Source organism: Owariibacterium komagatae (assembly GCF_045865535.1).
Taxonomy (GTDB): Bacteria; Bacillota; Clostridia; order Oscillospirales; family Ruminococcaceae; genus Ruthenibacterium; species Ruthenibacterium komagatae.
Genome location: NZ_AP031406.1, coordinates 3,365,639 through 3,378,321, shown reverse-complemented (window position 1 = coordinate 3,378,321; position 12,683 = coordinate 3,365,639). Strand labels below are relative to the sequence as shown.

Sequence of the window (12,683 nt, the reverse complement as noted above, 5' to 3'; positions counted from 1 at the left end):
CCCTTTGGACATGCCGTTTTTGTTGCATAAAAAAGCCGCTGGCCAAAGAGCCGGCGGCTTTTCTCTATTGTGTTTTGCGATTATCAGCGATCGTCATCATCCAAATCATCATCGGAATTCATATCCAGTTCACTATACTCATCCGAAGGATCCGAATCATCTTCGTCGACATAGCGAGGATACTCTTCGTATTCCTCATACCCGGAATCCGATTTCTTTTTGCGCACCGCCATAACAATGATGACTGCTGCAATCGCCGCCACCAAGAGTGCAATGACAATCAGCAAAATCGTAGGCACTTTGCCATTCTTATTCCGGGTTGGCGCAGTCGTGCTGTCAGAAGATGCGCTGGAACTGGGCGCAGTGCTGGACGAAACAACCGGCGCACTGCTGGACGAAGAAGAGGATGTCGAAGACGAAGACGAACTCTTGTCCGAAGAAGAAGAACTGCTGGAAGAAGCCGCTTTCACCGGACGGAATGTGACCGTCAGCGAATGCGGGCCAGATACGTTTTCAAACGTATAACTGGTACGCGAGCCGAAGTCTGTCACGTCCACGCGTACATTGGCCACTTCATATCCTTTTTTGGGGGTAAAGGTAAAGGTCTGGTTACTGCCTGCTGCCGCCTGCATGCTGGTGGGGCTGACCGTTCCGCCCTCACCGGCGATGACCTCAATGGAATATGTTCCGGGATTGGACGGCGCCGGGGTGCTTGTTCCCGCCTTTTCGGTAAAGATGACCGTGCACTGCGAAACCGCATCCTGGTAGCGAGCATCCCCTTTTACGCGTGCGAAGCAATAGTACGGTGTTCCCGCTTTCAAGCCAGTAAATGTGGTGCCAGCCTGCCAGTTTGTCACGGCATTGCTGTCGTTTTTCTCGCACACGCCATACTCAACCGTACCGCCGCCTGCTCCGGGTGCAGCTGCCTCCAGGACAATGCTGTCCGCTCCGCCTGCTTTTCCCTTGGGCGCATTCATGGTACGCACAGCCTTTTTCACAGTGACGCTGCTCCCCTCGGAAATCGCGTCCTGGTACTGGGTATCTCCCGTCACGCGGGCAAACACATAATAAGTGGTATCTGCCGTCAGATTTTCAAACGCTGTTCCCGTTTGCCACTGTGTTACTTTGTCTGCTTTGTTCTCCGTGGCAATGCCATATTCGATTACGCCGCTTCCTGCGCTGGGAACAGCTCCGCTCACTTCCACACGGCAAACGTCCTTGGCGGTCGCCGTCGGTTTCGACAGCGTACGGGAAGCCTTGGGAACCACAATGGGGCCTGTGGAAGAATAGGCCTGACAATATTCCGGGTCACCGCTCACGCGAGCAAACACATAATAGGCAGTATCTGCCGTCAGCCCCGTAAAAGTGGTTTCCTGCTGCCACTTTGCTACTTTGGACGCATCATTTTCCGTTGCGACACCATATTCCACTGTACCGCCGCCCGCACTGGGAACCACCGTCTGCAGAGACAGGTCCAAGTTGGTGCCAATCTGCACCACCGGAGCGGGAAGAGAACGAGTGATTTCGGTTACGCGAAGAGGACTTCCCGCACTCTGCCCGGGCATTGCCTCACCGGTCATCGCGCCAAAGTCCACATAAATCACAGTGTCCCCGACGGTGAAGCCCGCATCTGCACCACAGCGCTCTACCGTCAATTCGGCAGTGGCTTTCTGCCCGCTGACCACCGCTTCCGCTGTGCCGAGCTTTACGCCTTGTCCGCCGATCTCCCCCATCCAGAACGTAGCTGTGCCATTGGATGTACCCGCAGGTACACGCGCCACCGCCGTGATCTTCAGCCCGTCTGCGAAAGTAATCTCACTTGCGGACAAAGTCACTTGGATCTGGGCATCTGTAACAGGGGCGTTTCCTGCCGGCTGCGTCCCCTTCCACTGACCGTAATTATAAATCGTACCCTGGCTTTTCACTACGCCGTTGTTCTGCACCTGAACCGATTTTGCAACGGTTAAACTGGCGTTCTGGGAGATGTTCAAAGTCTCTCCCTTGTCAATCGTCAGATTCTGCGAAAGAATCGGCGTACCGTACACCGTGCCGGCCTCTTCTTCAAACAGAATGCCGTTCCAACCGGATGTATCTTTTTTGCAGATAATTTCCTGCGTACGTGCCACACCCTGGAAAGAGGCATCCAAACCGAATGTTCCGGTTCCGTCAATCATCCCGGCATCCAGTGCACCAGTCCCTGAAAGCAGAAGCCGGGCTTTTTGACCAACATCTGCTCCTTCATTCAGAAGGTTTGAACCGGACAGTGAACAGGTCACGCTGGCACCGTCTTCCACTGTCAGCGCAAAGGTATCCGCCTGATCGATCGAGATGCTCACGTCTTTCAGTACGAGCTCCGCCTGTACTCCATCCGCCACGCAAATCGCCGCTTTGGGCGCATCTGCCGATGCATTTTCCAAAGAACCTTTCCAAGTTCCCGTTATCTCGTAAGAACCATTTTCACTGATAACCAGCTGGCCGTTTTCATCTTTCTGCACGCCAGCCGTATTTCCTGCAATACTCAATCCGTTTTCCTGGATCGTTTTGGGCTGATCCGCCCAGGCCGCAGTTCCCAGGCAGGCCGCAAGCATCATGCCCGCCGCCAACGCAGCCGCTTTTTTCATCCAGCTTTTCACCATACGACACATCCCCTTTCCAAGAGCGTCTTTCTACTTATAATACGCGACAATCTTCGATTTTCTTTCAAACGCTGTAAAAGAAAGAAATGCTGGCATGACAATAGCATACCAGCATTCTGTATCCAAACTTTATCCGCGCTGGGCCAAAGGCACGTATTCAACCCGTTCGGACACATTCATATAAGCCGGACGGATGATTTTTCCTGCATTGATCAGCTCTTCAATGCGATGCGCGCTCCAGCCGGCAATACGGCTGATGGCAAAAATCGGAGTATACAGTTCCAGCGGAAGGTCCAGCATACTATACACAAAGCCGCTGTAGAAGTCAATGTTGGCCGCCACGCCTTTGTAAATGCGCCGCTCTTCCCCAATCACTTTCGGTGCCAGCCGCTCCACCGCAGCATACAGTTCGTATTCTTCGTGGCGCTGCTTGGCATTGGCCAGATCTTCTACGAAATGGCGGAACACATTGGCACGGGGATCGCTGAGCGAGTAGACCGCATGGCCCATTCCATAAATCAGGCCAGCCTTGTCAAAAGCCTCTTTATGAAGCAAAGCGCGCAGATAAGCTTCAATCTGCTCTTCGTCCTTCCAATCTGTGACAGTTGCCTTCATATCCTCGAACATCTGCACCACCTTGATGTTCGCACCGCCGTGCTTGGGGCCCTTCAGGCTTCCCAACGCCGCAGCGATGGTGGAATAGGTGTCCGTACCCGAAGAGGTGACCACATGTGTGGTGAATGTGGAGTTATTGCCGCCGCCGTGCTCTGCGTGCAGCACCAGTGCCAGATCAAGGATTCTTGCCTCAAGCTCGGTGTACTTGGAGTCCGGACGCAACGTGTAGAGAATGTTCTCCGCCGTGGAGAGCTCCGGCTGCGGATTGTGAATGTACAGGCTGGCATCCTTCACATAATGATTGTATGCCTGATAGCTGTACACTGACAGCATGGGGAACAGTGCAATCAGCTGCAGACTTTGCCTCAGCACATTATCGATGCTGTTGTCATTGGCGCGTGAATCGTAGCTGTACAGCGTCAGCACACTGCGCGCCAAGGTGTTCATCATGTCTGCGCTGGGCGCTTTCATGATGATATCCCGCACAAAGTTGGTGGGAAGCGAACGGTAAAACACCAGCTGTTTTGTGAATTCTTCCAGCTGTTCTTTGGTGGGCAGCGTTCCAAACAGCAGCAGATATACGGTTTCTTCAAAGCCAAACCGTTTTTCCTTGATAAACCCGCGAACGATCTCCTCTACGTCTACACCGCGGTAAAACAGCTTTCCTTCGCAGGGAGTCTTAACGCCATCCACCACTTTGAACGCCATGATCTCGCTGATTTCCGTAAGGCCGGTCAGCACGCCGTTTCCGTTCAAATCCCGCAGGCCGCGCTTCACGTCATACTTGGTGTACAGTTCCGGATCGATCCGGCCGTGCTCCTGGCATTGCTTGCTCAACGCCTGAATTTCGGGTGTAATTGCAGAATAATCGATGCTCTTGTCGATGGGCATTCTGATCGCCTTCCTTTCCTCTCATCCTCTTCTAAATCAATCTATATTAAATTTTATTATAGCACAAAATACAGCGGCATTTGTTAATTTTTTTACAACATTTTCGCCTTTATGACGGGTCAGCGCCAAGAATTCGAATCGCACTGGACGTTCCGAGCCTGTCCGCCCCCAACGCAACGAACCGTTCCATATCTTCGCGCGTACGAATTCCGCCTGCCGCCTTGATCTTGCAGCGCCCGCGCACTTTCTCTGCAAACAGTGCAATGTCTGCGAAAGTGGCTCCGCCTGTGGAAAAGCCGGTGGACGTTTTTATGTAGTCTGCGCCTGCCTCACACACTACATCGCACATAACGCCCTTTTCTTCTTCTGTCAAAAGGCAGGTTTCCACGATCACTTTGAGCGTATGTTCTCCGACCGCCTGTTTCAAAGCTCGGATCTCATTTCGCACATAGTCAATGTCACCCATTTTCAGGCGGCCGATGTTGATCACCATGTCAAATTCGCTGCACCCATCTGCCAACGCCTGCTGGGCCTCGGCGATTTTGGCCTGTGTCGTGGTGGCCCCCAAAGGAAAACCAATCACCGTACACACCGGTACACGTCCCTGCAAATAGTCACAGGCCTGCCGGACATAGCACGGATTGATGCACACCGATGCGGTGTGAAACCGGACTGCCTCATCGCACAAATTTTGGATCTGCTCCCAAGTTGCCTCCGGTTTGAGCAGTGTATGATCTACTTTTTTAAACAATTCCTCTGCGTTCATCATTCTTTCCCCCTCGCAATTATAAAAGAACCGGCGGTTCAGGCACAGCCTGAAAATACCGCCGGTTTTTGTCATCCGACCTGCTGCAGGACCACTGCCGACAGCGGAAGTTCCGTGACCGCAACGGGATTGCCTTCCCCGTTGGTATCCTTCACGATCCCTGTGGCGATATTTCCTGTATTATTCGCCAGAGCGGCATAAACCGCATCGTAGTCCTTTTGCGTGAATGTATCGAATTTAGAAGTCTCCATGGAAAGCTGCACGCCGTTGTTCGACGCATCATAAACCATTGTCTGACCGCCCTGCAGCTGCTCATCGTAAGCAGCAGCGATCATATTGTAAACTGCCGTGCTCAAATTTTTGGTTGCACTGCTCAAAATCACATCGGACTGCGCAGACCAGTCTACATCCGCCCCGATCACTTTTGCTCCGACATTTTCCGCTGCCTTGATGACGGATTGTGTCATGGTTCCTCCGCAGGCAAAAATGCATTCGGTGCCTGCTCCGTACCAGCCGGCCGCCAGAGACTGCGTGTCATTGCTTTCCTCAAAACTGCCTGTATACGCATACTGAACAGTGACAGACCCGGCTGCCATTCCCATCTGCTGCGCAGCATATTCCGCGCCCTGAACAAACCCATAGCCATAACGCACAATGCCGGGCTGAGCCTTTCCACCCAAAAAGCCGAGCTGCGTCATTCCCTCTTTTACCGCGGCATACCCCGCCAGGAACCCTGCCTGTTCTTCGGCAAAAACCACGCCCACGGCGTTTTGTGCATCCGAAGCAGCTTCGGTGCCATCAAACGGATCCCCGTCCAAAAGGATAAAGACCACATTCGAATATTGCGCCTGTGCGGCGGCCACCGCATCTTTCATTTCATACCCCACCGCAACGACCACCATTGCCCCGCCTTTTACGGCCAGGTCAATGGCGTCCGAATAAGCCTGCGTGGTTCTCTCCACCGGTTTGTATGAAAGTTTGGAAATGCTCATTTCCTCGGCGTATTTTACCAGGCCTTCCCATGCGCCCTGATTGAATCCCTGATCTGTCACTTCACCGCCGTCAGTGACAAGTGCCAACTCCGCTTTCTGGGACCCGCAGCCCGCCAGAACCGTCATCGCCAAAGCAATGGCCAGCACGCATGCCAGCAGTTTTTTCATAGCGTCAGCTCCTTTTCCGCGTTTTGGGCAGCGCGGCAAAATCAAAACACCCGCCACGTCGGGCGGAGGCAACTACAGATAGTATAACAAAATTACAAAAAGATTGCAATCCCGGCCACTTTTTTGTGACCAGTGGCAATCAGCGAACTTTTTCGGGTCCAAATCCCAGTGGAAGCAGCTGTCCCAATGTACAGCGCGTAAAATGCTCTTCGTCCCGTGCCAGAAGCACCAGAAGATCTTCTTGGCAAAACTCGTACAGAGCCTGGCGGCACACTCCGCAGGGAGAGGGCTGTGCGTCCGCCCAATCTTCCTTTCCGCCCACGACCGCAAGTGCCCGAAAAGAACGGCGTCCTTCACTGACCGCCTTAAACAACGCCGTTCGCTCGGCGCAGTTTGTCGCAGAGAAACTGGCGCACTCCACATTGCATCCGGTGTAGATCGTTCCGTCTTCTGCCAAAAGTGCCGCCCCCACCCGAAAGCCGGAATAGGGTGCGTATGCATTGTTTCGCGCAGCAAGCGCCGCACGGATCAACGCCTGCTCATCCACCTTCATTGCTCATCCTCCAGCACACTGCCCAGCGCCAGCTTCATCATCTGTGTGAAACTCTGTTCCCGCTGAACCGGCGTCGTTTCTTCATGAGAAACAAAGCTGTCGGAAATAGTCAGCACACAAGCAGCGTTTTTTCCCGTGACGCGGGCATTGTGAAACAGTGCAAAGCTCTCCATCTCCACGGCCAGGCACCCTTTTTCTCTGCGCAGCTTTTTCCAATAATCCGGGTCATCTGCATCCCGATAGAACACATCACTGGAATGGATCACGCCTTCCAAAAGCGGAATCCCCAGTTTTTTGGCACTGGCACGCAGACGCTGATTCAGAACAGGCGAAGGGATCATGGTATCGCCTGCTGTTCCGTTTTGCGTCTGCGCATAACTGGACTCGGAATAGGCGGCTGTCGCCAGCACCACATCAAAAATCTTCGCCTCGGCAGCATAGGCCCCGGCAGACCCTACGCGAATGATGTTTTCCACGCCGTATTGAGCGAACAGCTCCCAGGAATAGATACCGATGGATGGCATCCCCATTCCGGAACCCATCACCGAAACAGGCACACCTTCATACGTGCCCGTGTAGCCCAGCATTCCGCGCACCTGCGTCACCAGACGAGGTGCCTGCAAAAAGTTTTCCGCGATAAACTTTGCCCGAAGAGGATCGCCCGGCATAAGAACGGTGCTGGCAAAGTCCCCGGGATTTGCCGCGTTGTGAGGTGTCGCCATTATCATCCACTCCTTTTTACTCCAAATACAATGTTCGAATTCTTTGCAAGGTATCTGCATTCACGCCGCATTCGGCAGCGAGATAATCTTCAAAACGCGGGTATTTTTGCGCAATGGTGCCCAGCGCCCGTTCCATACTCTGGCGCTGCACGCCTGCTGTTACCGCCGCCAGCTCCTTCGCGCGTTCCGGCGAAAAGAAACGTTTCAGCAACTGTTCCACCTGATGGCGCGATTTCGGGCGGCAAGTGTTGGTGACCAGATAATCCTGAATGACCGTTTCCCGGTCCACTCCCAGCGCAAGCAGAATCAGTGCCGCACCGATACCGGTTCGGTCTTTTCCCGCGCTGCAGTGAAAATAAACGGGGACCTTTTGTTCTGAAAGAATCCGGAACAGCTCCACATAGGCGCTGTTCTGAAAGGGCATATGCGCATAGCCGCCGTCCACTTCACGAAGCATTTCGGACACGGTCTGTTCCCCGCCGGCAAAAATTGCTTCAATGTCGAAATCCACGTCCCGCCCCTGTGCATCGCGCAGCGCCGAACGACTGATGTACTCGACCCCTTCCAAAACCGGATCCGGTGCGTTCCGCCGTTCGCTTTCCGAGCGCAGGTCCAGCACAGTTCGAATTCCCAGACTCGCAAACAAGGCACGGTCTTCCGGCAGGCGGATATCACACAGTGCCGGACCGCGAAAAAACACACCGTGCTTTACTTTTCTGCCGTCCTGGGTACGGTAACCGCCCAGTTCCCGAACGTTTTCACATCCGACAAATGGAAGCGGAGAGCCCGGACGTTCTGTTTCATTCATATGATGTTCCATTGTCCATTTACTCCTGTTCTTTCAATGTGCCGTCCGCATAGGCGGCCACCAGCCGCTTCAGATCCTCGATCTGGTCCTGAAGGCGCAGGCCCTCATCGGTGTCTTCCACATAAACACGCCGCTCGCTGGTCTCAAATACGTTTACTGTGGAGAGAATGTCTGCATTTTCGCGAATGGCCTTCTGCGTGGTTTCAAAGGACCCGTGACTGCGCAGCGACAGTCCCCGGCTGGAAAAAACCAATGTGTACCCCGCGATACCGGTACGCTTGTGATAGGCCTTGCAGAATCCGCCGTCGATCACAATCAGCCGCCCGCCCGCTTTTACGGGCTTTTCGCCGTTTTTCGCCCGCACCGGCACATGTCCGTTTACAATGTGCCCGTGGGCAGGGTCCAGCCCGAAATTCTCAAAAATGCGCAAAACCGCCGCCTCAGCCACTGCTGTATCGTCGTTTTCCACCCAATAATAATACGGATCTTTTTGTTCCGCATAACTTTCTTCTTCGTCCAGAAAGAAATGCTCAAAATTCGCCATTTTATAACGCCCGAAAATGGGCGACCGGCGACCGCACCACAGGTACCACAAAAAGTCCTGTCCTTTTCGGCGTGCTTCGCTGCCCGGCGGAGCAAAATACCCCTGCCGGGCCATCCGCTCGCAGTAATCCATAAATTCTCTTCCGCAATAGGTTTGGCCATCCATAAAGACTTTTGCAAGCTGCCCGTTTTCATCAAAAGGAATGGCTCCATGGAACAGAAGGTTGTGGTTTTCGATTTTATACACGCTGCCGTTGGCATACAGGAACCGCACATGCCGCGCCAGGCGCTCGCTTTCCGTAAAGCTCTGGCACAGCTTGTCCATCACTTCCTGTTCTCCCTGGGTCAGCCGAGAGGGATGGGCCGGGTCCACTGTGGGGAAATCGCAGTCGCGCATTCGGTAAACCTTTCCGTCCACTTCCACTGTCTGCGTGACAAAATTCACTTTTTCCAGCAGTGCGCGATCCAGCATTCCAAAATCCGGATTTCTTCGCACCACCTGGCACTCCAGCTTGCACAAAATGACCGCGATCGCTTTGTGCATGCGTGCCACACGCGCAAGGTCTTCGGCGGAATATCCACCGTCATTGACCAGCTTGGGCCAAAAAGCAGACACATCCGTATGCCGGTAAACTTCCTCGGCAAACAGTGCCAACGGACGCAAATTCAAGCCGTAGCCGTCTTCCAGCGTTTCCAGATTGTTGTAACTGAGCGACACATGAATGACACTGGCAATGCAGACAGCGCTGCCCGCGGCGGCCCCCATCCACTCCACGTCATGGTTTCCCCATTGAATATCCACGGCATGATGGGCCATCAATTCGTCCAAAATGATATCCGGACGTGCGCCGCGGTCGAAAATATCTCCTACAATATGCAGTTTGTGTACGGCAAGGCGGCGAATCAATTCGCACATTGCCGTAATAAACGCATCCGCCCGGCCATTGTCGATGATGGCCGACAGGATCCGCCCGTAATAGAGATCCTTATCGTGATCTTCAAAATGCGCGTGAAGCAGTTCGTCGATAATATAAGAAAACCCTTGCGGCAGGCGCTTGCGGACATAGCTGCGCGTATATTTGGAGCTCATCAGCCGGCAGACATCAATCAACCGATAAAGTGTCTGGCGGTAAAATTCATTTAAGTCTTTCTGCGCTGGCTTCAGCTGTGCAAGCTTCTGCGCCGGATAATAAATAAGGGTGGCAAATTCCGCCCTCTCCTGTGCAGAAAGCCGATCTCCCAGAACCCGGTCCACCTTTTCCCGAATGACCCCCGAGGCACTGGAAAGAATGTGTGTGAACGCCTCGTACTCCCCGTGAAGGTCACTCATAAAATGTTCGGTGGGTTTCGGGAGTTTCAAAATGGCCTGCAGGTTGATAATTTCCTGTGTGGCAGCCGCTGTGGTCGGATAATCTCGAGCCAGCAGCTTCAGAAACTTCTGCTGTGGTGTATCCATGCTCTTTCTCCTTTCAGCGAAGAGGGCTTCCGCACCGGCCGCAGAACAGCGCGTCCTCGCTGACCGGATTTCCGCAGCGAGGGCAGACACGTGCCCCGCCGCTCATTCCAAAGCCATTGTTTTTCCCGAAATAAACAGCGACCCGCCGGGAGCGCCGAAAATACAAAAGCCAAATCACATTGCGAAGAATATCCAGAAAAACGGTCGGTACAAAAACAATCGGATCTTCCATGCGAATCAGAAGGAACAGGTCCAGAATCGTCAACAGCACCACCAGAACAATCAAAACCTGCCAGTAGGACGGACGCCTGCCCACCACCTGATAAATCAGCGCGCCCTGCGCCACCATGCAGGCCACGGTCAGCGTCGTTCCCACAGGGTCCAGCTGCACACCCGAAGTGAGTATCTGCAAAAGAGAGATCACGTTCATTCCCAAGCCGAAGCTCAGAGTAACGGTAAAGAACAAAAGCCATCCGCCCAGTCGCTGATAATCCCTTTGTGGCATGATACCACTCCTTTTTGATTTTATAATGTTCTTATTGTACCACATCGCGTGATTTTATGATACACTTAGAGCAGAAAACCCGCGCGCCTGTTCGCCGCGCACACAAAGGAGCCTTTTCATGCAAATCCCCACTCATTGCACACTTTGCCCCCGCGCCTGCGGTGCGGACCGCACCCAGGCCCTGGGAGTCTGCGGCGGCGGACGGCAGGTGCGCCTTGCCCGCGCGGCGCTTCATTTTTGGGAAGAGCCCTGCATTTCCGGCACCCGCGGATCCGGGACCGTGTTCTTTTCCGGCTGCCCGCTGAAATGCTGTTACTGCCAAAACTTTACCATCAGCGCGCAAAATTTCGGGCGTGAAGTCTCCACCCGGACATTGGCGGATATTTTTCTTCGCCTGCAGGAACAGGGGGCGCACAACATCAACCTGGTCACTGCAGGGCACTATCTGCCCTGGGTGCTGGAAGCGCTGAATCTGGCCGGACCGGGCCTGACCATTCCCATCGTGTACAACACCGGCGGGTACGAAACCGCCGAAGCGCTGCATGCGCTGAAAGACGTGGTGGACATCTGGCTCACGGACATCAAATACGTTTCTTCCGCTCTCAGTGCAGAATACTCCGGTGCACCGGACTATTTTGAAGTGGCGTCTGCGGCAGCGCGAACCATGTGCCGGATGGCCGGGCCGCCTGTGATGGAGAACGGTCTTTTAAAAAGAGGTGTGATCGTGCGCCATCTTGCACTTCCCGGCGCAATGGCCGACACCCGTGCCGTGCTGGAGTTCATGGCGACGGAACTGCCTAAGGGCGGATTTCTGACCAGTCTCATGAGCCAGTACACGCCTTTCTACAAGGCACGAGAGCATAAGGCGCTGAACCGTCGCATCTCCACCTATGAATACCGGCAGGCGGTGAATCTTGCAGTGGAACTGGGTCTGACCCAGGGCTATATGCAGGAAAAAAGCAGCGCCAAAGAAGAATATACGCCTTCTTTCAACCTGGAGGGCGTGGAGGACAAAACATGAAAAAAAAGAAAATCCTTATGCTGACCACCGGCGGCACCATCGCTTCGGGACCTACGGAAAACGGACTTTCACCCGTGCTCAGCCCGGACGAACTGCAAAGCTACATCACAGAATTTCGGGACGTGTGCGAACTGGAATGTCAGGCGCTCTGCAGTCTGGACAGCACCAACATCACCCCTGCTCACTGGCAGATGATCGTCCGGGCCATTCGTGACCGCTATGACGACTGTGATGCATTTCTGATCTGCCACGGAACAGACACCATGGCCTATACGGCCGCGGCGCTTTCCTACCTGGTTCAGGATGCGCAAAAGCCCATTTTGATCACTGGCGCACAGCGCTCGATCCTTCTGGAAATCACTGACGCCAAAAAGAATCTTCGTGACAGCATTCTTTTTGCCTTGGACGAGCGCACCAAAGGTGTAAATCTTGTCTTTGACGGAAATCTGATCGTCGGGACCCGTGCCAAAAAGACATCCAGTTTCAGTTACAACGCTTTTTCCAGCATCAACTTTCCTGCCCTGGCCCGCATTCAGAACGACCGGGTCATCTATTATGTACCGCCCTGTCCTGCTTCGGGGCCGGTGCGGTTCTACGATCAGCTGAATCCACGCCTGTTTTTGCTGAAGCTGACTCCGGGCATTTCGCCGGATATCATCCCGCTGATTGTCCGCCTGTACGACTGCATTTTGGTGGAAAGCTTTGGAGTGGGCGGTCTGCCAGACAGCATTCTGGACCCGTTGTGCTCCGAACTTGCACGCTATGAACCGCACAAAAAAGTTCTGGTGATCACCACACAGGTCACCTATGAGGGCAGTGCCGTGGACACCTACGAAGTGGGGCGCCGGGTCCACAACCGTGTTCCCTTCCTGGAGACCCGGGATATGACGCTGGAAGCTGCATACACCAAGCTGATGTGGATTCTGGGCGGAAAAATCTCTTCCTGGAACGAACTGGAAACCGCTTTTTATTCTCCCATCAACTACGATCTTTCCTTTTAAAATAAC

11 protein-coding genes are annotated in these 12,683 nt (G+C 53.8%); 2 read left to right on the top strand and 9 right to left on the bottom strand.

Translation table 11 applies throughout. The features are described 5' to 3' along the window. Nucleotides 1-83: 83 nt before the first annotated feature. From ACKTS9_RS16890 to ACKTS9_RS16850, 9 genes are all read right to left on the bottom strand, one after another. Nucleotides 84-2,636, bottom strand: coding sequence for a hypothetical protein (locus tag ACKTS9_RS16890; RefSeq protein ID WP_407881872.1), 2,553 nt, complete (start codon nucleotides 2,634-2,636; stop codon nucleotides 84-86). A gap of 129 nt (nucleotides 2,637-2,765) precedes the next feature. Next, nucleotides 2,766-4,142: a citrate/2-methylcitrate synthase gene (locus ACKTS9_RS16885; RefSeq protein ID WP_407881871.1), complete on the bottom strand. Its 1,377-nt coding sequence runs from the start codon at nucleotides 4,140-4,142 to the stop codon at nucleotides 2,766-2,768. 109 nt (nucleotides 4,143-4,251) lie between these two features. Beyond that, the gene (gene deoC, locus ACKTS9_RS16880; RefSeq protein WP_407882150.1) at nucleotides 4,252-4,908 is read right to left on the bottom strand and encodes a deoxyribose-phosphate aldolase; all 657 of its coding nucleotides are present in this window, start codon (nucleotides 4,906-4,908) and stop codon (nucleotides 4,252-4,254) included. 71 nt (nucleotides 4,909-4,979) lie between these two features. Beyond that, nucleotides 4,980-6,068 (bottom strand): BMP family lipoprotein, encoded by a 1,089-nt coding sequence (locus tag ACKTS9_RS16875; protein WP_407881870.1) that lies wholly within the window; start codon nucleotides 6,066-6,068, stop codon nucleotides 4,980-4,982. Nucleotides 6,069-6,207: 139 nt separating this feature from the next. Next, nucleotides 6,208-6,621: a cytidine deaminase gene (locus ACKTS9_RS16870; protein WP_349214326.1), complete on the bottom strand. Its 414-nt coding sequence runs from the start codon at nucleotides 6,619-6,621 to the stop codon at nucleotides 6,208-6,210. Beyond that, on the bottom strand, nucleotides 6,618-7,343 hold the full coding sequence (deoD, locus tag ACKTS9_RS16865; protein ID WP_349214324.1) for a purine-nucleoside phosphorylase: 726 nt from the start codon (nucleotides 7,341-7,343) through the stop codon (nucleotides 6,618-6,620). Before deoD ends, ACKTS9_RS16870 begins: the two co-directional genes overlap by 4 nt. Before the next feature lie 16 nt (nucleotides 7,344-7,359). Then, nucleotides 7,360-8,163, bottom strand: coding sequence for a tyrosine-protein phosphatase (locus ACKTS9_RS16860; protein ID WP_349214322.1), 804 nt, complete (start codon nucleotides 8,161-8,163; stop codon nucleotides 7,360-7,362). Nucleotides 8,164-8,170: 7 nt separating this feature from the next. Beyond that, complete coding sequence (locus ACKTS9_RS16855) at nucleotides 8,171-10,150, bottom strand: fructose-1,6-bisphosphatase (protein ID WP_349214321.1); 1,980 nt, start codon at nucleotides 10,148-10,150, stop codon at nucleotides 8,171-8,173. A gap of 13 nt (nucleotides 10,151-10,163) precedes the next feature. Then, nucleotides 10,164-10,655 (bottom strand): zinc ribbon domain-containing protein, encoded by a 492-nt coding sequence (locus ACKTS9_RS16850; protein ID WP_349214319.1) that lies wholly within the window; start codon nucleotides 10,653-10,655, stop codon nucleotides 10,164-10,166. 118 nt (nucleotides 10,656-10,773) lie between these two features. Here ACKTS9_RS16850 and ACKTS9_RS16845 point away from each other — a divergent pair, with 118 nt between their 5' ends. Together ACKTS9_RS16845 and ACKTS9_RS16840 are read left to right on the top strand one after the other, a co-directional pair. Next, nucleotides 10,774-11,676, top strand: a complete 903-nt coding sequence (locus ACKTS9_RS16845; protein ID WP_349214317.1) for a radical SAM protein — start codon at nucleotides 10,774-10,776, stop codon at nucleotides 11,674-11,676. Then, complete coding sequence (locus ACKTS9_RS16840; RefSeq protein ID WP_349214316.1) at nucleotides 11,673-12,677, top strand: asparaginase; 1,005 nt, start codon at nucleotides 11,673-11,675, stop codon at nucleotides 12,675-12,677. Before ACKTS9_RS16845 ends, ACKTS9_RS16840 begins: the two co-directional genes overlap by 4 nt. Nucleotides 12,678-12,683 lie beyond the last annotated feature (6 nt).